This is a genomic window from Pseudaestuariivita rosea (assembly GCF_017592335.1).
Taxonomy (GTDB): Bacteria; Pseudomonadota; Alphaproteobacteria; order Rhodobacterales; family Rhodobacteraceae; genus Parasulfitobacter; species Parasulfitobacter rosea.
In genome coordinates, this window is sequence record NZ_JACNMP010000005.1 from 59704 (window position 1) to 82210 (window position 22507).

Annotated in this window: 28 protein-coding genes; 26 read left to right on the top strand and 2 right to left on the bottom strand. The window is 57.9% G+C overall.

Annotation, left to right across the window (positions count from 1 at the left end; genetic code table 11):
* Positions 1-188: 188 nt before the first annotated feature.
* The 12 genes from H7848_RS05435 (at position 189) to serB (ending at position 10598) form a co-directional block, all read left to right on the top strand.
* Positions 189-740, top strand: coding sequence for a head-tail connector protein (locus H7848_RS05435; protein ID WP_208348785.1), 552 nt, complete (start codon positions 189-191; stop codon positions 738-740).
* On the top strand, positions 737-1459 hold the full coding sequence (locus H7848_RS05440; RefSeq protein WP_208348789.1) for a helix-turn-helix domain-containing protein: 723 nt from the start codon (positions 737-739) through the stop codon (positions 1457-1459). Before H7848_RS05435 ends, H7848_RS05440 begins: the two co-directional genes overlap by 4 nt.
* Complete coding sequence (locus H7848_RS05445) at positions 1456-3165, top strand: terminase large subunit domain-containing protein (protein ID WP_208348791.1); 1710 nt, start codon at positions 1456-1458, stop codon at positions 3163-3165. The genes H7848_RS05440 and H7848_RS05445 overlap by 4 nt, the downstream gene beginning before the upstream one ends.
* The gene (locus H7848_RS05450) at positions 3162-3509 is read left to right on the top strand and encodes a head-tail adaptor protein (RefSeq protein ID WP_208348793.1); all 348 of its coding nucleotides are present in this window, start codon (positions 3162-3164) and stop codon (positions 3507-3509) included. Before H7848_RS05445 ends, H7848_RS05450 begins: the two co-directional genes overlap by 4 nt.
* Positions 3506-3838: an HNH endonuclease gene (locus tag H7848_RS05455; RefSeq protein ID WP_208348795.1), complete on the top strand. Its 333-nt coding sequence runs from the start codon at positions 3506-3508 to the stop codon at positions 3836-3838. Before H7848_RS05450 ends, H7848_RS05455 begins: the two co-directional genes overlap by 4 nt.
* Before the next feature lies 1 nt (position 3839).
* Positions 3840-5102, top strand: coding sequence for a phage major capsid protein (locus H7848_RS05460; RefSeq protein WP_208348797.1), 1263 nt, complete (start codon positions 3840-3842; stop codon positions 5100-5102).
* The gene (locus H7848_RS05465) at positions 5102-5653 is read left to right on the top strand and encodes an HK97 family phage prohead protease (RefSeq protein ID WP_208348799.1); all 552 of its coding nucleotides are present in this window, start codon (positions 5102-5104) and stop codon (positions 5651-5653) included. Before H7848_RS05460 ends, H7848_RS05465 begins: the two co-directional genes overlap by 1 nt.
* Positions 5654-5655: 2 nt before the next feature.
* Positions 5656-6729, top strand: coding sequence for a phage portal protein (locus H7848_RS05470; RefSeq protein ID WP_208348801.1), 1074 nt, complete (start codon positions 5656-5658; stop codon positions 6727-6729).
* Between the two features lie 456 nt (positions 6730-7185).
* A complete protein-coding gene (locus H7848_RS05475; RefSeq protein ID WP_208348804.1) occupies positions 7186-7623 on the top strand; it encodes a hypothetical protein in 438 nt (145 codons plus the stop codon).
* A gap of 64 nt (positions 7624-7687) precedes the next feature.
* Positions 7688-8329 carry a MerR family transcriptional regulator gene (locus H7848_RS05480; protein WP_208348807.1) on the top strand — a complete coding sequence of 214 codons (642 nt, stop codon included), beginning with the start codon at positions 7688-7690 and terminating at the stop codon, positions 8327-8329.
* A 166-nt stretch (positions 8330-8495) separates the two neighbouring features.
* Positions 8496-9518 (top strand): tyrosine-type recombinase/integrase, encoded by a 1023-nt coding sequence (locus H7848_RS05485; RefSeq protein ID WP_208348809.1) that lies wholly within the window; start codon positions 8496-8498, stop codon positions 9516-9518.
* A gap of 204 nt (positions 9519-9722) precedes the next feature.
* The gene (gene serB, locus H7848_RS05490; protein ID WP_208348812.1) at positions 9723-10598 is read left to right on the top strand and encodes a phosphoserine phosphatase SerB; all 876 of its coding nucleotides are present in this window, start codon (positions 9723-9725) and stop codon (positions 10596-10598) included.
* A gap of 13 nt (positions 10599-10611) precedes the next feature.
* On the opposite strand, the gene H7848_RS05495 is transcribed toward serB, so the two are convergent.
* Positions 10612-11601: an asparaginase gene (locus H7848_RS05495; RefSeq protein WP_208348816.1), complete on the bottom strand. Its 990-nt coding sequence runs from the start codon at positions 11599-11601 to the stop codon at positions 10612-10614.
* Positions 11602-11775: 174 nt separating this feature from the next.
* Here H7848_RS05495 and H7848_RS05500 point away from each other — a divergent pair, with 174 nt between their 5' ends.
* The 4 genes from H7848_RS05500 to H7848_RS05515 all read left to right on the top strand — a co-directional run bounded on the left by H7848_RS05500 (position 11776) and on the right by H7848_RS05515 (position 14392).
* Positions 11776-12303, top strand: coding sequence for an invasion associated locus B family protein (locus H7848_RS05500; RefSeq protein ID WP_208348818.1), 528 nt, complete (start codon positions 11776-11778; stop codon positions 12301-12303).
* 56 nt (positions 12304-12359) lie between these two features.
* The gene (gene msrA / locus H7848_RS05505; protein ID WP_208348820.1) at positions 12360-13010 is read left to right on the top strand and encodes a peptide-methionine (S)-S-oxide reductase MsrA; all 651 of its coding nucleotides are present in this window, start codon (positions 12360-12362) and stop codon (positions 13008-13010) included.
* Between the two features lie 67 nt (positions 13011-13077).
* A complete protein-coding gene (locus H7848_RS05510) occupies positions 13078-13950 on the top strand; it encodes a 50S ribosomal protein L11 methyltransferase (protein ID WP_208348823.1) in 873 nt (290 codons plus the stop codon).
* 253 nt (positions 13951-14203) lie between these two features.
* Complete coding sequence (locus H7848_RS05515) at positions 14204-14392, top strand: hypothetical protein (protein ID WP_208348825.1); 189 nt, start codon at positions 14204-14206, stop codon at positions 14390-14392.
* A gap of 64 nt (positions 14393-14456) precedes the next feature.
* Here the strand turns inward: H7848_RS05515 and H7848_RS05520 are convergent, their stop codons facing one another.
* Positions 14457-14684, bottom strand: a complete 228-nt coding sequence (locus H7848_RS05520) for a DUF1127 domain-containing protein (RefSeq protein WP_208348826.1) — start codon at positions 14682-14684, stop codon at positions 14457-14459.
* Positions 14685-15048: 364 nt separating this feature from the next.
* Between H7848_RS05520 and ruvC the strand changes: the two genes are divergently transcribed.
* The 10 genes from ruvC to pal all read left to right on the top strand — a co-directional run bounded on the left by ruvC (position 15049) and on the right by pal (position 22506).
* Positions 15049-15555 carry a crossover junction endodeoxyribonuclease RuvC gene (gene ruvC, locus H7848_RS05525; RefSeq protein ID WP_208348827.1) on the top strand — a complete coding sequence of 169 codons (507 nt, stop codon included), beginning with the start codon at positions 15049-15051 and terminating at the stop codon, positions 15553-15555.
* Entirely contained in the window at positions 15552-16208 is a 657-nt protein-coding gene (gene ruvA / locus H7848_RS05530; protein WP_208348828.1) for a Holliday junction branch migration protein RuvA, read from the top strand. The genes ruvC and ruvA overlap by 4 nt, the downstream gene beginning before the upstream one ends.
* A 3-nt stretch (positions 16209-16211) precedes the next feature.
* Positions 16212-17225: a Holliday junction branch migration DNA helicase RuvB gene (gene ruvB, locus H7848_RS05535; protein ID WP_208348829.1), complete on the top strand. Its 1014-nt coding sequence runs from the start codon at positions 16212-16214 to the stop codon at positions 17223-17225.
* A gap of 37 nt (positions 17226-17262) precedes the next feature.
* The gene (locus H7848_RS05540) at positions 17263-17892 is read left to right on the top strand and encodes a hypothetical protein (RefSeq protein WP_208348830.1); all 630 of its coding nucleotides are present in this window, start codon (positions 17263-17265) and stop codon (positions 17890-17892) included.
* Positions 17889-18278, top strand: a complete 390-nt coding sequence (gene ybgC, locus H7848_RS05545) for a tol-pal system-associated acyl-CoA thioesterase (protein WP_208348831.1) — start codon at positions 17889-17891, stop codon at positions 18276-18278. The genes H7848_RS05540 and ybgC overlap by 4 nt, the downstream gene beginning before the upstream one ends.
* A 111-nt stretch (positions 18279-18389) precedes the next feature.
* Entirely contained in the window at positions 18390-19061 is a 672-nt protein-coding gene (tolQ, locus tag H7848_RS05550; RefSeq protein ID WP_208348834.1) for a protein TolQ, read from the top strand.
* Positions 19062-19064: 3 nt separating this feature from the next.
* Positions 19065-19529, top strand: coding sequence for a protein TolR (gene tolR / locus H7848_RS05555; RefSeq protein WP_208348837.1), 465 nt, complete (start codon positions 19065-19067; stop codon positions 19527-19529).
* Positions 19501-20601 carry an energy transducer TonB gene (locus H7848_RS05560; protein ID WP_208348840.1) on the top strand — a complete coding sequence of 367 codons (1101 nt, stop codon included), beginning with the start codon at positions 19501-19503 and terminating at the stop codon, positions 20599-20601. The genes tolR and H7848_RS05560 overlap by 29 nt, the downstream gene beginning before the upstream one ends.
* Positions 20601-21917, top strand: coding sequence for a Tol-Pal system beta propeller repeat protein TolB (tolB, locus tag H7848_RS05565; protein ID WP_208348843.1), 1317 nt, complete (start codon positions 20601-20603; stop codon positions 21915-21917). Before H7848_RS05560 ends, tolB begins: the two co-directional genes overlap by 1 nt.
* Positions 21918-21987: 70 nt before the next feature.
* Complete coding sequence (gene pal, locus H7848_RS05570; RefSeq protein WP_208348846.1) at positions 21988-22506, top strand: peptidoglycan-associated lipoprotein Pal; 519 nt, start codon at positions 21988-21990, stop codon at positions 22504-22506.
* The last annotated feature ends 1 nt before the right edge of the window (position 22507 follow it).

A 22507-nucleotide genomic window follows, 5' to 3' on the forward strand; every position in this document is an offset into this window, starting at 1 on the left:
ACGATCACCCCTGATCCGTGCAAAATCCGTGCAATTTGTTCTGCAGACGTTCCAGTGGTTTACCCAAAAGAAAACCCCGGCGCAGCGGACACTGCGACCGGGGCCAATAGTGATAGCGAAGCCGTCAAACTTCGTCGTCACCATACCACCCCTGGTCGCATTATCAAGCTGCATTGGGGGGTCGCGTCATGAAAATGTCCGTTCATCGCACCCCGATCAGCGCCGAATTGCCGTTTGTCCTGGCAGACGTGAAAGACCATATCCGCATCGATGGCGACACGAGCGAGGATGCAGCGATCGCGCGGATGGCTCAGACGGCCGCAGCTGAGATCGAGCATTTTGCGCAGATCGCGCTGCTCACCCAGACGATCACGGTGACGATTCTGAACCCGTCACGGGGGCACACACTGGCCCTGCCCATTGGCCCGGCTCAAACGACCGACAGGCCGGTGGTTACCATCAACGGGGATCCGTTCAGCGCCTTTGGCTTTGTGGCCGGGTTTCGCCCGATCATCCATTGGACCGCTGACTTTCAGGCCATGGCGCCCGTTGAGCCGGTCATCGAATACACCGCCGGTTTCGGCCTGACCGCCGCAGAAATCCCGCATGACCTGGCCCAGGCGCTGCTGGATCAGGCTGCCTTGCACTATGACGGCCGGTCGCCGATGGACGCCAAATCGCTCACCACATCGCCCCATATGGCCCGCGTCGGGGCGCGCTACCGGGGGGTGTCGCTATGACCGTCCAAACCCTCAATCGCCACGATTGGTTCCGCGCTGTGATGCAGGTCGAGGGCCTGTCGGCCACCGCCAAGAACGTTGCAGGCGCTCTGTCCATCCAATTCGCCAACGATGAAACCGGTCGGCTGGACCCCTCCCAGGAGACGCTGGCCGATTACTTGAAGGTCCACAAGGACACGATCAGGCGTGGCCTGCGCGAGCTGCGCAATGCTGGCTGGTTGCTTTCTTTGGGGGATGGCGGGCGCGGCCGCACGCTCATGATGCGCCTGATTTCCCCGTCCAAGATCATCCCGTTTCGTGCCCGTAAAGGGGTGCAAAATGACCCGGAAAACCGCGCAGAAAGGGGTGCAGATATGCACACCCAAGCCCGTAAAAAGGTGTGCAGTTCTGCTGCGAAAGGGGTGCAGAATTGCACACCGCTATTAAAGGAAGAACAGGCTTATAAACAGGATACGCGCGCGAGCGGACCACCGCCTTGCCCTGTGGACCAGTGCGCTGTCATCCTGGCAGGTTCGCACAACGAGCAAGCCTGGGACGAATGGCTGACCAAGCACCGTTGGCCGACCGTCCGCGAGATTGGCATCCGTCTGAATGACGGGTGGCGAATGACGTTCCCAACCCCACCCAGTGATCCCCATGGCATCCAACGGAATATCACTGAGAAGTTTCTCAGTTGGGCTGTCTCACGGATGCGGGAACGTCAGGAGAAATCGGCATGACCAAGGCAGAGAAGAAAGCAAGGAAGTGGGTCAAGGCTGACGGGTCACCGATGCCCCCTGTCATGCCACCGCCTGCGCTGTCGGATAATCAACCTGACCTCTTTGGAAGCGGTCCCAATGCCGCAACTTTGACAGGCCTGAGAGACCGAGAGAGAGAGTTTTCAATTTTCGCGCCCGGCGGGGAATTGGCCGACGCGGCGCCTGCCGTGAAAGCTTTGCATTTTATGCATACCCTGGCAATCCCGGAAGGAGAGAACGCGGGCAAGCTGATCACCTTGGCGCCTTTCCAGCGCCAGTTCATCGAGGGCGCGATGGGTGACGGCATCGCCAACGCCGTCCTGAGCATCGGGCGCGGCAATGGCAAGTCTGCGATTACCGCCGGGTTGGCGCTTGGCGGTCTCTTGGGCGTTTGGGATCGTCAGCCCCGCCGGGAAATCATTGCGGCCGCGAACACGCGTGAACAAGGGCAGATCATCTGGAACTTTGTGAAGGGTTTCGCAGCCAGCTTACCTCTGGAAATCCAGCGGCAGCTGCACTACCGCCGCGCCCCGCGACTTGAGATTGAGTACGAGGGCGACGGCGGCCAGCACGTCTTGAGGGTCATCGCTTCGGATGCGAAATCCGCCCTGGGCGGGGCGCCCACCATGGCCATTCTGGACGAAAGGGGTCATTGGGCATTGGATCGCGGGGATGATCTGGAACACGCCCTGTTGTCCGGCCTGGGCAAGCGGGGTGGGCGCGCCTTCCTGATCAGCACCTCGGCTAGCAATGACACCCACCCGTTCTCAAAGTGGATCGATGATCAGATCCCCGGAACCTACGTCCAGGAACACCGCCCTGCGCCTGGTCTGCCCGCCGATGATCTCGAAAGCCTGCTGATCGCCAACCCGGGCGCCGAACATGGTATCGGCAATGCGCCAGATTGGCTGGAAGGCCAGGCCAAACGGGCTATCGCGCGCGGTGGCTCGGCTCTCTCGAGCTTCCGTTTGTACAACAGAAACGAACGTGTGTCCGGCGAAACGCGGGATCTTTTGATCACCGTCGACGAGTGGCTCAGCTGCGAAACCGACACACTGCCACCCCGTGAGGGCGGTGTGGTCATCGGCATCGATCTGGGCGGCTCGGCCTCGATGTCAGCGGCAGCGTTTTACTGGCCCGAAACGGGCCGTCTTGAAGCATTGGCGACGTTTCCATCAAACCCCAGTCTTCTGGATCGTGGCCAGCGGGACGGTGTCGCAGGCCGCTACGTCGAAATGCGCGACCGGCGGGAATTGACCACACTCGGCGACCGGACCGTACCAATCGCACCATGGCTTATCGAGGTGATGCGCCATGTCGAAGGTGAACAGATCCTTTGTCTTATTGCAGATCGTTACAAAGAGGCCGAATTGGCCGAGGCCTATGCCAAGACAGGTATCAAATCGCCGCTTTTGTGGCGTGCTACAGTTTGGAAACAAAGCAATGAGGATTGTGAGCGTTTCCGCCGTGCTGTGTTCGATGGAAAAATCAAATCAAAGCCATCCTTGTTGCTGAGGTCGGCCTTTGCCGATGCTGTCTGCAAGCGCGATGATTCCAACAATCTCAAATTGGCCAAAGCGCGCAGCAAGGGCAGAATCGATGCAGTCCAAGCGGCCGTTATCGCTGTCGCCCAGGGCGCGCGGATCGTGGCGCAATCAAAATCCAAAGCAAAGGTGTATTTCGCATGATCAGCGCAGGGCAGCTCAATCGTCGTATTCAGGTTCAAAGGGCAACCAGAATTCCTAATGGTGCGGGCGGTTTCACTCTCGAATGGAGCGATTACGGCGCGCCCATCTTTGCGATGCGGCGGGATGTGTCAGATCGAGAGCTGTTTGAAGGCGGGCGTTTGGGAAGTGTTCTTATGACGCGCTTCACTGTTAGATCGACCGCTTTTACGAAGACAATCCGGCGCACGGATCGCATTGTTCACGAAGGGATGTTTTTCGGGATCGAGGGCATCAAGGAAGTGCCCCCTGGCAAAGCGTTTTTTGAAATCACCGCGCAGACCGGGCTTGCGGGGTTCAGCGAATGAGTATCCGGCAGACCCATCACCGCCATTCGAAAAAGGTCACGCGGGGCGCCCGTTGGACGGTCCTGCGCGCTGCCATTCTGGAGCGGGATGGCTACCGTTGTAGGGAATGCGGCGCACGCGGGCGGTTGGAAGTGGATCACATCAAGCCAGTTCGGACGCACCCACAGCTGTCTTACGACCCCGATAACCTACAGTCGCTTTGCCCGTCTTGTCACACCAAGAAAACCAGACTTGAATGCGGGCATCCCCCGCTTTCGCCACAGCGCCAGGCCTGGCGCGATCTGCTGCAAAAACCGCAGCCCAAACCCGTCGAGCAGAAAGGGAAATAATATGCTTGAATCTGTCGTTATCACCCGTCGTCAGTCGGAAATTCGCCAGCAGCTGTCAGAACTGGCCGCCAAGCCGGAACCGACTGAGGATGAACTGCGCTCCATGGATGACATGGACCGCGAATATCGCACCAACGAAACCCGCTATCGCGCGGCCTTGATTGCCGAGGATGAAGAGCGCCAAGAGGCTGGGGCAGAACTCGAAACCCGCTCGGCGCAGGAATGGTCGGACATGCTGGCCGGTTTCGAAATGCGCCAGGTGGCCCTGGCCCTGGATGAGGGGCGGCAGCTGGACGGTCAGACGGCCGAGATCGTCACCGAGTTGCGCAGCGCCGGTGGATTCCGGGGTATCCCGGTGCCTTGGGAGGCGCTGGAATTGCGGGCGGGGGAAACCACGGCGCCAGGCACACCGAACCCGATCCAGACCCGGCCGATCATCGACCGCTTGTTCCCGCAGTCCGTCGCATCCCGCATGGGCGGGCAAATGATCAACGTGCCCCAGGGCGAGGTCGAATACCCGGTTGTGACAAGCGCTGTCAGTGCCTCATGGCAGGGGTCTGAGACGGGTAACACAGCATCGCCGCAGCGGTACCAGACGGCCGACCGACCGCTGAAACCCGACAACACGCTCGGCATTCAAATGAAGCTGACCCGGAAGTCTATGAAACAGTCGGGCGCAGCTCTGGAACAGGCCGTGCGTCGGGATATGAATGGCGCGATTGCGGCTGAAATGGACCGCGTCACCTTCCAGGGCGCAGGCACAGGCGGCGAACCCAACGGGGTCGTAGCCGGGGCTGGCAGCTATGGCATCACGGAGACTGCAGTTGCGGCCGCAGCGAGCTGGTCGGCCTTCCGTGGATCTGTGACCCGGTTCATGCTGGCCAATGCGGCCGGGGCGCCCTCGGCCGTCCGTCTGCTGATCCGGCCTGAGGTCTGGGACACAATGGACGACGCCTACATCGACACCGGCACGGGCGTCACGGAATGGGACCGCCTGGTCAAGAACATCCCGGCCAGCAACATCGCCATGTCCCCCAACTCCCTGGCTGCGCCCACCGGCACACCAGAGGCCAGCTCGGCATTGCTGACCACCAACGTGGGCGGCGTCGCGCCCTTTTTTGTTGCCACCTGGGGCGCAGTGGACGTGATCCGCGATCCCTACAGCGATGCGCAGCAAGGGGCGCTGCGGCTGACGGCCCTGGCCACGATGGACATCACAATTGCACGCCCCGTGCAGCTCGAAGTCCTGACGGGCATCCAGTGATGCTGTTCGGCGGCGCGCTCGGCGGGCTTGAGGTTCGCCAGGACGGTGAAGCGGTGCGTGTGGCGGGCCGCTTCCCTTATGATACCCGGACAGAGCTGGCGCCCGGGTATTTCGAAACGATCGCGCGGGGGGCTTTTGCGTCCCGCGTGAACTCAGACGAGGATCTGCACTTTCTCAGCGGGCACGATTTCGAAAAGCCCTTGGCCAGCCGCAAGGCAGGCACATTCGATGTGCGTGAGGATGACGACGCCCTGACGTTTGAGGCCACAGTGGCCAGCGCGACGACCTGGGCGCGTGATTTTCTGGCGGCACACCAGGCGGGATTGATCCGGGGTCTATCGCCGGGGTTTCGGGTGCCGAAAGGCGGTGAGCGTGTGACGCGCGACGGCGAGATCATGCACCGCATGGTGACTGCAGCGGACTTGATTGAAGTCTCGGCCGTCACTCGGCCTGCCTACTCAGCGGCCCAGATCGAGGCGCGCAATTGGACGCCCGAACGGGTCGCAACGCTGCGCCAGGTCTCGCGTCCTGCTGCGTGGAAATGGAGGTGAGCATGTTTGCTTGGATCAGAAACAAACTGCGCCCGGTTGAAACCCGGTCCAGCGGGAGCGGCTACACCGCCCAGGTGATGGCAGCCCGCGATAGCTACCTCAGCGGCCGTCGCGGCGTGGCCGAGCTAACCGCGACGGTGCAAAGCTGCGTCAGCCTCTGGGAAGGCGCTTTCGCTATGGCCGACGTGACCGGCACGGATCTGTTAACACGCCAGGCCATGGCCACCTTGGCGAGATCCATAGCCCTTCGCGGCGAAGGCATCTACCTGATCCGAGATCAGGGCCTGGTGCCTGCCGTCGATTGGGATGTCACCACCCGCTTTGGCCTGCCCCGCGCCTATCGCCTATCTCTGCCCGAAGCCGGGGGCGGACGCACTGTCACGGCCCTTGCAGCTGAGGTTCTGCACCTGCGCATCGGATCAGATCACGTGACCCCATGGATCGGCACCGCGCCGTTGCGGCGGTCAAGTCTGACGGGGGCGATGCTCCATGCGGTTGAAGCCGCTCTAAGTGAAGTTTACGAAACAGCCCCTTTAGGTAGCCAGATCATCCCCTTGCCCGATGCTGGCGCCGATGAAATGGCCAATCTGCGCCATGAGTTGAAAGGACGCCGTGGGGCCTCGCTGGTGATCGAGGGGATTGCCCAGGCCACAGCGGCGGGCATGAACCCGCAGATCGGACAGAAGCCCGACCAGCTGTCGCCCGACTTGTCCAAGTCCATGACGGCCGAGACGCTGGCCGCGGCCAGGGAAGGCATTCTGTCGGCCTATGGCGTTCTGCCGGCACTGTTCAACCGCGCCGCCACCGGCCCCGTTGTCCGTGAGGCGCAGCGCCAGCTGGCCACCTGGACGCTGCAACCCATCGCCGCCCTGCTAGCCGAGGAAGCCTCGGTGAAACTCGGTGGCATGGTCGAGATCGACACACTGACGCCCCTACAAGCCTTCGATGCAGGCGGTCGTGCACGGGCGCTGACGGGCATCGTCAAGGCGATGACCGACGCCCAGGCCGCAGGCTTGGCCCCAGGCGATCTGGCAGGCGCTCTGCGCTTGGTTGGTTGGCAGGAAGGAACAGAATAGGACTGGTCACCTTGGGTTTTGGCAATTTCCCCAGAACGACCCGGTATCGACGGCGAGTCACGTCAGAACCCCGTCAGAGTGCTGCCGCTGGCATCCAGGCGGCGTGGCACTCAGGGGCCAGGTAGTGACAGCCTGGCCCTTTTTCATGCGCAGCGCACCCCGAAGGGCGCTCTTGCTTCGCATAGCGATTTAGGGCAAAGATATCTGTGGGCGTCAGAACCCGGACCACGATAGACCGACAACCCTTGGCGAGGTTCCATCCGTTGGCGCGGATGGCGGTCAAAGCTGCGAACGCTTGGCGGCGTATCGCACTCTGATAGATATATGTCGGGGTGACGACGCTATACAAGACCTTCGTGGAAAATCGTCGTGCCTGTCTCGTGGCAGGTTCTGAACACCCCGGCGCCAGTCCGCCACTGGCACGGCTGTCAGAAGCCAAAACCGCGAGGAACTACCATGACAAATCCAAACGAGAGTGACGCTGAAGCGCGCACGGCAATCCGCGCCATCGAAGAATGGGAAAATACCGCTGCCAAAGGCCTGGCGCGATGTGCACCGAAGATTTTCGACGAGCAAATCAACTATATTCAAGGCCTTAGAGAGCGTCAGAAAGACTATCTGGCCTCTTTGCCCAAGGATCCCGAACAGGCTATTTCGGAAGCGTCCAAAGTGCTCGAGGAGATTTTTGACGACCACCCTAATAGCATTCGTGAAACTCTGATGCTGGCCCAGGTGCTCGAAGAACTCTTCGCAAACAGATGTCACCCTGATAATCTTTTCGAACGCGATCCGGCCGCCGTCGTCATCGAGCAGTTGGTGGAGGTGCTCAAAACCTATGTCGCAGCGATAGGCCGTATTAATGATCTACTCAGAAATTCACGGCGAAAGGGTTAAAGTGTGTATATTGACACGCTTTTAAAATATGCGTAATGCTACACAAAACAAGAAGGTGTAGCTTATGAAACTGGAACTGGAAACCTACCTTCCAGCCGAGGCCGAGGAAATTACGGGCGTCAAGCAAACGACAGTTCGCAACTGGCGGCGCGCCGGTCATCTTCCTCGGCACCAGGGCCATGCGCGTTACAACTTGGCCGACATGCTGGTCATGTTCGTCATGGGAATGCTGGTTTCGCGCGGCATGACCCCGGAAGCCGCAAAGGAATTCTCGGGACAAACGGCTCGCGCTATTTTCCAAAGCGCGATCCACAGCAAACAGACCTTTTCCGACTCGGTGCGCGCCGAGGCCAAGGCCGAGATGGGCGAAATCCCTGACGACGAGGTGGCCGAGCTTAAAGCCCAGATTGGGGACGGGTTTCGCCTTGATATGATTGAATGGGCGCGCTGCCAGAAAATTATGATGAACGCAGCTGAACAGCTTGCTGGCATCTCGGGGGTGGAGCAGCCAGAATGGTTGATCGTTTGGGCCCATGGAGAAAGCCAGTTCTTGTATGATGGCGATCCTTTCGAAGATACCTTTTTGGCTAACACTTTCTTTAGTGATCACTCCGCAGGACCGATCACGCTCTTTCACCTCGACACTTTAGCGCAAATGGTGATCGAGCGCCTGCCGCGCCCGGCGATCCGCTTGGCTGATCAATAATGTCCTTACTGCCCGACCACACGACGCCCACAGAAGTGGCCCAGCATTTTGGGGCTAATGAACGTTTTGTGGCGGACAAGGTGCGGGAGCTTGGTTGTTTTGCGAAAATCGGTGCGCGCGTGGTAATGTTTCGGCACCATGTTCAAACTTTTATAGAGGCAATGGAATGTCACTCACCCTCAAAAAGCGCAACAAAATCTGGTACATCCGAGGCACTGCCGCCGGACGTGAATTCTACAAGTCTACTGGAGCGACTGAACGCAAAATCGCCGAAAGGATCAAAGTCGATTTCGAAAAGAAAGCCTGGGAACGTCGTCTCGATGGACCGGGGGCAAACCTGACGATGGCGCAGGTATTCGCTTACTATCTTGAGGAGGGAAAGCCCGACCGGTTTATTGAGGAATTGGTAAAGCATTGGGGTGATGATTTGGTTGCCGACATCACGCCTGACAGCATCCGCAAGGCTGGTAAAAAGATTTACCCCCACGCGAATGAGCCGACATGGAACCGCCAGGTGATTGCCCCTACACAAGCTGCGATCAATCTTTCGGCTGGCATGGGATGGTGCAATCGCATTTCAGTCAAGAAGTATACCGAAAACCCTAAGAAAAAGACTCCTGCCGATTTGGAATGGGTGCTCGCTTTCTGTGATCAGGCCATCAAGGATGAGTTGCCGCACCTAGCTGCGCTTTGTTTGTTTATGTTTGGGACTGCAGCGCGCATTGGCGAGGCCTGTCGCCTGACATGGCACGACTTCGATCTGACGGCTGCCAAGGCAACGATCCAACTTTATAAGCCGACCCCGTGGATCCGCATTGCCCATCTACCGCCAGATGTGGTCGCAGCCTTGGCCAACATCCCGTCAAATCGCAATCCCGGTGATCGGGTGTTCGGTTATGCCGGTCGTGGCAGTGTGCGCGATCCCTGGAACAACGTTTGCAAACGGGCCGGGATCGAGAGGTTAACACCGCATTGCTGTCGCCACGGCTTTGCAACATCCATGCTGCATATGGGCATCGATCCGAAAACTGTAGCAGAGCGCGGCGGCTGGAAAGATGCGGCAACTGTGCTGCGCACATATGCCCATGCGCTCAAGGACGAGACCATCACAGACCAGCTTTTCCGTGCAAAATCCGTGCAGCCGGAAATCGAAGAAGACTTAACTAACGGAAATAAAAGGAGAAAATAGACATGAACGCCTACCTTCGTTGGGAAGGGTGTCCCACGGATGCGTCTATGGGCTGGGGTGAGTCGAGGCAAGTGCAAAATAGTTGCAAATTGCAGGGTTTTCGGTGGTTTTGGGCGTCTGCTGTTTACGATCGGAAACCTTGGTGCTGGCACTTTGGCGAACATCATGGTTTATGCGACGCGATCAGACGAATGGATGACCTTGATGTATACTGTGACCTTGTTGACCAACCCCGCGAACCAGCCGCTTGACCCGGCCTTGCCAGAGGCGCTGCGCAATGCCTGGGGGGGCGATGACGTCGTGTGGCTTGCCCCGGATGAGGCGGCAGAGTTTTCGGTGGCGAACAGGCCCGACAACCAATGGTCTGTCTGGGAAGACCTGCAAAAGCAGGGTGTGGATCTGATCCTGCAACCCACCGATGGCCGCCGCAAAAAGATGCTGTTGGCCGATATGGATAGCACGATGATCCAGCAGGAGTGTATCGATGAGCTTGCCGATATGGCCGGTGTGGGTGAGCGTGTGAAAGACATCACAGCACGCGCCATGAACGGCGAACTGGACTTCGAAGGTGCGCTGACAGAACGGGTCGGGTTACTGGCGGGTTTGCCTGTAGATGTGATTGATCAGGTACTGTCCGAGCGGATCACGTTCATGCCCGGCGGACGGGCCTTGGTGGCGACGATGAAGGCCAACGGGGCCTATGCCGCCTTGGTGTCGGGCGGGTTCACCGCCTTTACTGCGCGCGTGGCATCCGAACTGGGTTTCGATGAAAACCGGGCCAATACGTTGATCGCGGAAAACGGCAAACTGACCGGTGACGTTGGACGTCCCATTTTAGGCCGTGAAGCCAAGGTGACGGCTTTGGAGGAAATCACCGGCAAACTTGGCATTAGTGAAACAGAGGTTCTGGCCGTGGGGGATGGGGCCAATGATCTGGGGATGTTGAAACGTGCGGGCGCAGGGGTTGCCTTGCACGCCAAGCCGTCAGTCGCGGCGCAGTGTGACATTCGTATCAACCACGGTGATCTGACGGCTTTGCTTTATGTGCAGGGCTACAGCAGGGATGAGTTCGTCGTCTGACCGGACGGCCTGGTCACCCGGCAATCGCCGCGCGCATATGGCCCGTTTGCAAGCCGCGCCAATTGGTGATTGGACCATATAGCCGCTTTTGCGACGCAGGGTGATCGGCATCCAGCACACCAAGTCTGACCAGCAGGGCCGCAATGGTACATTCACTGGCGCGCGTGGCACCGTCCGAGATTTTCAGGGCGATGCCCAGTTTCTTTTCGGGGACAATCGCGATAAAGACGCCCTCTGCACCCGTCTTGATGGCCACACGACCCCCCATTGCGCGCATCAATTCGGTGCAGGCGCGGGTTTCACCAGCAACGAGTTCGGGAAAACGGGTCATTGCGTTTACCAGTTTTTGGGCCGCTGTTCCTCGTGCGCCGTTATCTTGCGCTGCGGCAAAGAACGCCATGGCTCGGGCCAGCCCATGGACAGTTGTCGCGAAATTGGGCGCTGAACATCCGTCAATGCCGTAGGTCGGGCTGGGCGCACCCGTTAACTCCTCAAAGGCCGCGCGGCAGGCTTTTTGCACCGGATGATCGATATCGATATACTCGGGACCGGCCCCTAAATGCTTTGCCAGCGTCAAAAACCCCGCGTGTTTGCCAGAGCAATTGTTGTGGATCTGACAGGGCGACGCATGCGCCCGCACCATCGCATAGCGCGCGTCTTTATCAGCGGGCTGCTGCGGACCGCACCGCAAGTCGCTGTCGCCCAATTCCAGATCCGCCAGCCATTTTGACACCCGGTCCGTGTGAATCGCCGCGCCCTGATGTGATGCGCAGGCCAGTGCAAGATGTTCATCCGTCAGGCCAAAGGCATCGGCCGCGCCGCTTTCCAACAGCGGCAGGGCCTGCACCATCTTGCACGACGACCTGGGATAGATCAGCCCATCCGGATCGCCCCACGCATCGACAATCTGGCCGGTGTCATCACAGACCACCGCATGGCCCAGATGGACGGACTCAAGAAGGTCGCCGCGCCAGACCTCGGCCAGGGGAACGGGTTGCGTCATTGTCATCCTTTCGCAAAAATCCGCATATCGTGATCCGATCAGGGGTTTTCCCGACCGGTTGTTTTGCGATAGTTAGGCTGTATCGAGATGTGATGGCACCTGCCAGCGAAAAAATGCCCCGAAGATGGGCGGGCTGATAGGTGTGAATGAGGCTAAAGCAGCTTGGAGGCTGTAATGATAAAAAAACTAATTGGGTCAGTTGCGGTTCTGACATGTCTTTTGGGTGCTCAGGCGGCGCTGGCACAGGAATCCACAAATCAGGTTTCACAAAACACGGATTGGGCTGTTTTCGTTGAAAGCAATCCGACGGAATGCTGGGCCGTTTCTGCGCCCAAGGAAACGGTGAACACGCGCGATGGTCGTGTTGTGGCGGTGCGTCGCGGTGACATACTGCTGTTCACCTTTTTCCGACCTTCCGCCGGTGTTGAAGGGCAATTAACCTTTACGGGGGGCTATCCCTTTGCTGAAAATTCAGCCGTGACGCTGCAGGTCGGGGACAGTGAGTTCAATCTGTTTACCCAAGGCGAATGGGCCTGGGCCAGTTCCGCCGAAGAAGATCGCCAGATCATGGCGGCCATGCGCCGTGGCGCTGATGCCGTCCTGACGGCCCGGTCGTCGCGTGGAACACAGACGCAGGACACCTTTTCTTTGCTGGGATACACCGCCGCCATCGAAGATGCACAACGCAGATGTTCCAACTGATATTGGCGTATCGCTTCGGTCACCTACATAGTCATCGTAAGTGAACGGAGGATCCCATGTTCCAACTTCTGCGCAAAAAGGTCGAGATGGTCGAGCCGTCCGACGCGTTGCCTGGCCGTGATGCGGCCATCCCGACGGCTGACACCCATTTTGTGAACGGACGCCCTCTCAAGGCGCCTGTACCCGATGGCATGGCTGAAGCGGTGTTCGGCATGGGGTGCTTTTGGGGTGTCGAACGGATGTTCTGGGGGCTTGAGGGTGTGTATCTGACCATGGTTGGCTACGCCGGTGGCTTCACGCCAAACCCGACCTATGAAGAGGTCTGCACGGGTCGCACCGGTCACAATGAGGTGCTGCGCGTTGTCTACGACCCTGCGGTGATATCTTACAACGATCTGCTGCGGGTCTTTTGGGAAGGGCATGATCCGACGCAAGGAATGCGTCAGGGCAATGATGTTGGCACCCAGTACCGCAGCGGAATCTACGTTTATTCTGACGATCAACGGGCGGCGGCCGAGGCGACGCAGAAAGACTTTCAGGCCCGATTGTCCGATGCGGGCTATGGTGCGATTACGACCGAGATTGTCGACGTCCCCGAATTCTACTATGCCGAAGATTATCACCAGCAATATCTAGCGAAAAACCCCAATGGATACTGCGGAATAGGCGGTACTGGGGTGACCTGCCCGATTGGAACGAAAGTCTGACACACAGCATGGTATTGACCCGACCGGCGCGGGTGGTTACGGCGCACAAGCGTTATAAAGGATTGTGATGCCTACCTATTCTGCCTTGACCACCCTGCATGGCCGCGATCAGGCCGAAGCTTTGGGGATCGCGATGGAGCGTCTGACACCCGAACCCACAGGTGTCGGCGTGTTTGAGATCGAAGACGGGTCCGGCCTGTGGGAGGTTGGCGGATATTTCATGGACCCGCCCGATGATATTGCTCTGTCAGTCCTGGCTGCTGCTTTTTCTGCGAATTCGTTCGTTGTGTCAGAAGTGCCCGACGTAGACTGGGTGGCCAAGGTCCGCCGCGAACTGTCCCCGGTCGAGGCGGGGCGGTTTTTCGTCTATGGAAGTCACGATGCAGATAAGGTGCCGGAAGGCCGGATCGCGCTGCTGATTGAGGCATCGATGGCCTTTGGAACAGGGCACCATGGCACGACCCTGGGATGTCTGCGCGCATTGGATCATCTGATCGATGCCGGATTTGAGGCACGACAGGTGATTGACGTCGGCTGTGGTACAGCTGTTTTGGCGATGGCGGCGGCCAAGGTCTGGTCACACCCTGTTTTGGCAAGTGATATCGATCCTGTTGCTGTGGACGTGGCACGCGCCAATGCGGTTGCGAATGGCCTGGCAGAGCAAGTCCGCTGTATCGAGGCGACCGGCCTGGATCACCCCGATATCCTGTCCGCAGCGCCGTTTGACCTTGTGTTCGCAAACATACTGAAAGCGCCGCTGATGAACCTTGCCCCGTCAATTTCGGCAGCTACCTGTGCGGGTGGCTATGCGATTCTATCGGGATTGTTGAACGATCAGACACAAGACGTGGTTAAGATTTATGCGAAAAATGGATACAAAAACGTTTGGACCGACAGTATTGGTGAATGGTCAGCGCTAATCATGAAGAAAAGCGGCTAGTTTTAGGCGTATTTTTGCGTGAATGTTGCGCGCGCCCCATTTTTGTCACAATATGATTCAATAAAATTTAATCTGTTCGCTTGCATTGGAGGCCACGTTGGACAAGTCACACGTAGAATTTGACCGACGCCTACGTAAAATTGGTAAAAAACATTCTCGCATGGCACGCGGGATGGTTACGTCGGTTAATCATGACGGATTGATCATTGCGCGCCCGCGCCGCGCCGGACCCAGGTTCCCTGTAAAGGGCATCATGCTGCTGATTGTAGCGTTCTTTGTCTTCAAGGGTCTGATGCTGGCACATTTGGGTGTTGCAGACTATGAAAATCAGATCGTTTTGCTGCAGCAGGGGACATCTGTTGAACAGGCAGGTGCCTGGGCGATGCAGGTCGATCCGTTGACGCAGTGGCTTGCTGCTCAGATCGGTCCTTATCTGAACTAAGATCAATCGCTACACAAAAAAGCCGCGTCATCGTACGCGGCTTTTTTGTTTCCAGGATTAGAAATCAGATATTTTTCAGGCCAATGATGACGTGTTTGGCCAAGGCTGCGTCGAAACGATCAGATGCCGTGGGAACCACGCCAATATCTTTCAGTTCGCGCGAAGACAGGGTCGAGACCGTCTTGCGTGTTGCGCGTTTATCCTGCCATACAGCCAGTCCGCCAAATGCGGTCACGAATAGTTTTGCAAACCCGCGGCTTGCAGGCACGTGTGTCGTGTCGATTGCTGCCATTTTATAATCTTTCTTGGTTTGAGGTGTTGCGATTACCTTGTTGTTCTTGCCCAGATAGAAGGCCGAATTTCACACCGCTACCCCCAGTTTTTGCATGGGTTCCATGCCTGTTTTGCATAGGTCGTTTTTGTTTTAACCACTTGTCGTTTATGGAAAAGTCGGCCTTTGAAAATGTCGTATTTGACAGGCCGAGTGACGAAAAATCGCTATTTGCGTCGGGGCGGAAAAATATGCCGATTTTCGCTTAAATTTCACGGTCCTTTTCAAATGTTGCAGTCTTGCCATAACTTTACTTTCTATTTGGAGTTTGTTCGCCTTTTGTGCTAGCTGACAACAAACAATAATAAACAAAAGGCGATCGGGCATGCGGATCTTGGGAATCGATCCAGGACTTCGAAATATGGGCTGGGGCGTGATCGAGGCTGAAGGGACGCGGTTGCGTCATGTCGCAAATGGGGTGTGCAAGTCCTCGGGCGATGATTTGGCCTATAGGTTGCTGTCGCTTTTTGAACAGCTCTGTGAAGTGGTCAGGCTGCACGCGCCATCTGCGGCGGCTGTGGAAAATACCTTTGTAAACCGGGATGGTGTCGCGACGCTAAAGCTGGGTCAGGCCCGCGGTATCGCGATGCTGGTGCCTGCAAACGCCGGATTACCGGTTGCCGAATACGCCCCGAATGCCGTGAAAAAGACCGTCGTGGGCGTCGGCCATGCTGAAAAGCAGCAGATCAATCATATGGTTCGGTTGCAGCTGCCGGGGGTTGAACTGGCGGGGCCGGATGCCGCCGATGCCCTGGCCATTGCCATCTGTCACGCGCATCATGCCCAAAGTGCAGGCCGGCTAGAGGCGGCGATGAAAAAGGCCATGGTATGATTGGGAAGCTGTCCGGGCGTCTGGACTATCGTGGCATGGACCACATCATGATTGATGTGCGTGGTGTGGGATATATTGTTTATTGTTCTGACCGGACATTGGCGGCACTTCCATCCGTGGGCGAGGCCGTGTCGGTCTATACCGATCTATTGGTGCGGGAAGATCTTTTGCAGCTTTTCGGGTTCACATCACTGGTCGAAAAGGAGTGGCACAGGTTATTGATGAGCGTTCAGGGCGTTGGGGCAAAGGCCTCGATGGCTATTCTGAGTGCTTTGGGGGCCGACGGGGTCAGCCGCGCTATTGCATTGGGCGACTGGAATGCGATCAAAGCCGCGAAAGGAATTGGTCCAAAGACCGCGCAGCGTGTGGTGAATGAACTAAAGGACAAGGCGCCGTCGATTATGGCGATGGGTGGCACAGTCGAAGTTGCGCAAGGGGGGGCGGTCGTGGAGGCCATCGAGGCCCCCAAGCCCGCGGCGCCTTTGGCGCGATCGGGATTGGCTGAGGCAGAAGCGCTATCGGCGCTGGGCAATCTGGGGTACGCGCCTGGCGATGCGGCGGCCGCAGTGGCTGAGGCCGCGCGCGATTTGCCCGAGGCCGACACCAACGCCTTGATCAAAGCTGCGTTGCAGCGACTTGCGCCAAAGGGGTAGTGCATGAGCGAACCTGACCCCACCTTGCGCCCTGAACGTCAACCTGAGGACCGCGCCCTTCGTCCGCAGAACCTGGACGAATTCATCGGTCAGGCCGAGGCACGCGCGAATCTGCGCATTTTCATTCAATCGGCACGCCAACGCGGCGAGGCGATGGATCATGTGCTGTTTCACGGACCCCCTGGGTTGGGGAAAACCACATTGGCGCAGATCATGGCGCGCGAGTTGGGCGTGAATTTTCGTATGACGAGTGGGCCTGTTCTGGCCAAGGCTGGTGATCTGGCTGCCATTTTGACCAATCTGGAAGCGCGTGATGTGCTTTTCATTGATGAAATTCACCGGCTGAACCCCGCTGTGGAAGAGGTTCTGTATCCGGCGATGGAAGATTACGAGCTGGATCTTGTGATCGGAGAAGGACCAGCAGCGCGAACGGTACGGATCGAACTGCAGCCCTTTACACTGGTTGGGGCCACGACGCGGCTTGGTTTGCTGACGACACCCTTGCGTGATCGCTTTGGCATTCCCACACGGCTTCAGTTCTACACCGTCGATGAATTGCATGAGATTGTAACGCGCGGCGCGCGATTGTTAGGCGCACCGGCCGAACCCGAGGGCGCGCGCGAGATTGCCAAACGGGCCAGGGGTACACCGCGTATTGCCGGCCGCCTGCTGCGGCGGGTTGTGGATTTCGCTGTCGTCGAAGGTGATGGACATGTCACACAGGCGATTGCAGACAACGCGCTGACACGGCTTGCCGTGGATCATATTGGTCTTGATGGTGCGGACCGGCGGTACCTTACGCTGATTGCCGAGAATTACGCTGGCGGGCCTGTGGGGATTGAAACAATCGCGGCGGCGCTGAGCGAAAGTCGCGATGCGCTGGAAGAGGTGATTGAGCCCTATCTTTTGCAGCAGGGGCTTATTCAACGTACACCTCGGGGGCGGATGCTGGCTCAGAAGGCCTGGGCGCATCTGGGGATCCCTGCGCCCAAAGGGCAGACGGATTTGTTTGAGTGAAATATCGGGGTTTGAGTATTTGGGGAACAATAAAGGCATGACAGCGGACGAGGTTGAGGCGCTTTTTACCCGGTCGGACGGGCGATATGTCTTTGCGCGGTGGGAGCGGCCGATTGCGCCGGTGGTTTTTGGTGTCGATGAGCGGACGCTTGAGGTCTTTAAGGGCGCGATCGAGGCGGTCGTGACGCTGGCTGGCCATCAGATGGCTGAGACTGATCCTGAGCTTGGCGCAAACCTGATGGTGTTTTTCTGCAAGGACTGGGATGAACTGCCAGCCGTGCCGCATCTGGATAAGCTTGTCCCTGATCTGGTGCCCCTGGTGGATCGGTTAAAGCAAGCCGACGCCAATCAGTACCGGATTTTCCGATTTGATCAGGCAGGTGGCATTCGGGCCTGTTTCAACTTTATCCGCATTGATGACCATATGGCGTCGGTGCCAGCTGATACGCTGAGCTTAAGTCAGATGGCGCAGTCTGTTTTGTTGTGGTCGGATGAGGCTTTTCTGAAAAGCTCGCCCCTCATATCATTGCCCGATGACAAAGGCGTGGTGCTGAAGCCCGAGATCGCATCGCTGATCCGGGCAGCCTATGATCCTGCTATGCCTGTCGCCGCCGATGACGCCAGCCACGCTTTACGTCTGTTTGCACGGTTGGAGAATCTGCAATGATTCATCAGCTTCCGCTTCGGGTTTACTACGAAGACACGGATTTTGGGGGTATTGTCTATTACGCAAACTACCTGAGGTATATTGAGCGGGGTCGGACGGAATATGTGCGTGAACTGGGTGTTGATCAGGTGCGCTTGAAGGCTGAACATGGGGTGGTTTTCGCGGTCAGCCGGATTGAGGCGGATTATAAAAGCCCCGCGAAATTTGACGATATGTTGCTGGTCGAAACAACTGTCACGAAAATGACGCCAGCGCGGATGATTTTTTATCAACAGGTCAAACGCGACGATCATGTCCTGTTTTTAGCCCGTGTAACCGTTGTCGCGCTGAATGCTGCCGGTCAGGCGACCCGTCTTCCAGCAAACATTCGCCAATCCAGCGATTGATTTCAGATAAAATCTGCGGATAACACGGTTGTCATGGCAATTCCTGCCGAATTACGGTATCGGTATAGCAAATCAGAGCCGGAAACACGGCCGACATAAAAGAGCAGGCGGATGGAAACTGTAGATTATTCGATATGGGCGCTTATTGAAAAAGCGACCCCTGTAGTAAAACTTGTGATGCTCACGCTGGTTTTGGCTTCATTCTGGGCATGGGCAATCATCATCCAGAAAACAATCGCTTATCGAAAGGCACGGACAGAAGCGGAACGTTTTGATCGTGCCTTCTGGTCGGGTGAGCCTTTGGATGGGCTGTTTGACCGGATCGGCATGTCGCCCACCGGGCCCGCGGAAAAGATATTTGCCGCCGGAATGCTGGAATGGCGAAGGTCCCATCGCAATGGCGGTGGCATGATCGCCGGCGCACAAAGCCGGATAGAACGCACCATGGATGTGGCCATCGCGAAAGAGGCCGACATCCTGCAAAAGGGGTTGATCGTTTTGGCGACTGTCGGGTCCTCGACGCCGTTCATAGGGCTTTTCGGCACGGTTTGGGGTATCATGAATACTTTCATAGCCATCAACGAACAACAGAATACCAACCTTGCTGTCGTGGCGCCTGGTATCGCCGAGGCGCTGCTGGCCACGGGGCTTGGTCTGTTGGCGGCGATCCCTGCGGTGATCTTTTATAACAAGCTAAGTGCAGACAGTGATCGGATATTAGGCAATTACGAAGCTTTCGCTGATGAATTTTCGACCATTCTAAGTCGCCAGCTGGACGACTAGACCATGGGTGCTGGTATTGTTCAAAAAGGCGACAACGGGGGCCGACGCCGCCGTCGCCGCCGCGCGCAGCCGATGGCTGAGATCAACGTGACGCCCTTTGTGGATGTCATACTGGTGTTGCTGATCATTTTCATGGTCGCGGCACCGATGCTGACGGTCGGTGTGCCTGTTGATTTGCCCGACACGGCTGCGAATGCGCTAAGTACGGATCAGGAAGAACCGTTGACGGTCACGCTGACCGCCGAAGGTGTCATCATGATCCAGGCGACCGAGACACCCGATGGCGAACTGATCAGCAAGCTACGCGCAGTTGCTGAAGAGCGCGCAAGCGACAAAATATTCCTCCGGGCCGACGGAACCATTCCCTATGAACGTGTCATGCAGGTGATGGGGGCGCTTAATGCGGGTGGGTTTTCGAACATCGGTTTGGTGACAGATATTGGCGGTCCGACAATGGACACGCAGTAAAGAGGCTGAGTTGAACATCGGTTTCTATATCTCGGGCATTGGTCACGCGCTTGTCATTGGATGGGCGTTTTTTGGCGGTATTTTCCGGTCCGAGCCGTTTCCATTTGAAGATGTGCAGGTCTCGGTCATCTCGGGCGAGGAATTCGCCGCCCTGACGGCACAGCCCATTGCTCCGAATGTCGTGACCGATACCCTTGTGCCGGTCGCACCCGAGATTGGCGAAACCCCGAATTTACCACAACTGGATGAGCCCGAACCGACCGAGGCCGCGGCGCCCCCGCAGCCGCAGCAACCCGATGAACAGCCCGATACGGATGTCAGCGTCCCGATGCCGCCGCCCGAGCCTGAGGTAGCAGATATGCCCGCTGACCGGCCCGGGTTGGAACAGACCGATGTGGTCAGTGATCAAAACGCCGAACCCGCTGAACCCGAGGTAGACGTCGCCGATCAGGCACAAGAGGCGGTGACGCCGGATGATGCGGGCGATGTTGTGGCCGAAGAACAGCAGGAAACAACCGTCGAACAGGGCGGCCCCCAGATCGTGACCGAGGCCGAGGCAGGTGGCGCACCGGACCGGTCCCTGCGCCCACAGATCCGACCTGCGCGGCCTGACCCACCCGCCGTCGCACAGGAAGACACGCCAAGCGATACCCCGGACGAGGAAACGGAGACAGCTTCGAACGATACCAGCATCGACGACGCAGTGAATGCAGTCTTGGGTGAGGCCGTGTCTGACACATCTTCCGGCCCACCCATGACCCCCGGCGAAACCGAAGGTCTGCGGTTGGCGGTGCAGGAATGTTGGAACATCGGTGCGCTTGGAACAGATTCGCTTCAGGTCGTCGTCGTTGTCGGCTTTTCGATGGAGCAAACCGGTTCACCTGTTGGAGACTCAGTTAGGCTGATCTCTGCCTCGGGCGGTAACGATGCGGCGGTCAGTCGCGCGTACGAGGCAGCCCGCCGTGCCATTTTGCGTTGCGGCGCGCGGGGCTATAACCTGCCACCAGAAAAATACGATCACTGGAAAGAGATCGAGATAACCTTCGACCCAACAAGAATGGGGATCAGATAATGCGGTTCATACTGGCTTTCATACTGGCACTTTTCATTTTCATCCCGGCTGTTTCGGCAGCGGAACCGCTTAGGATCGTGATCGATAATCCGAATATCGAGCCGATGCCCTTTGCCACCCCGGCGTTTCAGGCTGAAACACCCGCGGCCAATGATTATGCCGCGCGAATATCACGTGTGGTGGCAGATGATCTGGTTGGGACGGGCCTGTTTCGTGAAATTTCACAAGATGCTTATATCTCGACCGTCAGCAGCTTTGCGTCGCCTATCCAATATGCCGACTGGCGTGCGATCAACGCACAGGCCCTGATCACCGGCGCCGTTAGCGTTGATGCAGGCGGACGTCTGGTTGTGAAATTCCGCCTTTACGATGTCTTCTCGGGCGCCGAGATGGGCGAGGGATTGCAGTTCGTGGGCAGCACAGACGCATGGCGGCGCATGGCGCATAAGGTGGCCGATGCGGTTTATGAACGGATCACCGGCGAAAGCGGCTATTTCGACAGCCGTGTTGTGTTCGTCAGTGAAACCGGCCCCAAAGACAACCGCGCGAAACGCCTGGCGATCATGGATTATGACGGTGCCAATATTCAGTATCTGACCGACAGTTCATCAATCGTTCTGGCGCCGCGCTTTTCGCCCACCGGGGACCGTGTGCTTTATACAGGCTATGAAACCGGTTTTCCGCAGGTCTACCTGCTGGATGTCGCAAACGTCGGACGCCGCGCGCTGCAACTGCCCGAAGGCACGATGAGCTTTGCGCCGCGCTTCGCACCCGATGGGCAAACGGTTGTCTTTTCGCTGACCACAGGCGGCAATACAGATATCTATCGGCTGAACCTGAACAGTGGTGCCCTGGCGCGGCTGACAAACAGCCCCGCGATCGAAACCGCGCCCAGCTTCAGCCCCGATGGGTCACAGATTGTCTTTGAAAGCGACCGCAGCGGCACGCAGCAGCTGTATATCATGTCCGCAAATGGGGGTGAGCCACGCCGGATCAGCTTTGGCACCGGGCGCTATGGCACACCCGTCTGGTCGCCCCGCGGCGATCTGATTGCCTTTACCAAACAGGCCGGTGGGCGGTTCCACATCGGGGTCATGAATGTCGATGGCAACCGCGAACGGCTTCTGACTGCCAGCTTTCTGGACGAAGGCCCGACATGGTCGCCCAATGGGCGTGTGATCAAATTTACCCGCGAAACCCAGGGGGCAGGTGGCGCGCCATCGCTTTATTCGGTCGATATCTCGGGCCGTAATCTGCGCCGGATACGGACAGATAATGCAGCATCTGACCCCTCTTGGGGGCCACTGCAGCCTTAGGATTTTCAAGCACTGGCTTCGGTGCTAGACTGGCGGTAACAACAAAAGAACCCTTGGAAGGACAGAGCAGATGAACACCTTTAAAAAAGCAGCGCTGGTGATGGCGTTACTGGGGGCCGCGGCCTGTACAAACCCCGACAGGTTTGGCGAAAATGGCGGTGCCAATGGCCCCGGCGGTGCAAACGGCGGTATCGATACATCGCGACTTGATCCCGCAACGCCTGAATATTTCAACGAAGCGGTTGGCAACACGGTTAACTTCGCGGTTGATCAATCGACCCTTAGCCCAACAGCTCAGGCCGTTCTGGATAGCCAGGCACAATGGCTGATGGCCAACCCGACGTACGTTGCCATTATCGAAGGGCACGCCGACGAACAGGGCACGCGCGAATACAACCTTGCCCTTGGTGCCCGTCGGTCGGCCGCTGTGCGTGATTATCTGGTGTCACAAGGTGTGGCCGGATCACGCCTGCGGACATTGACATACGGCAAGGAACGCCCCTTGGCGGCCTGCTCGACTGAGGCGTGCTATGCCCAAAACCGTCGTGCCGTTACGATCATTTCCGCCGGATCAGCAGGGGTAAGCTAAG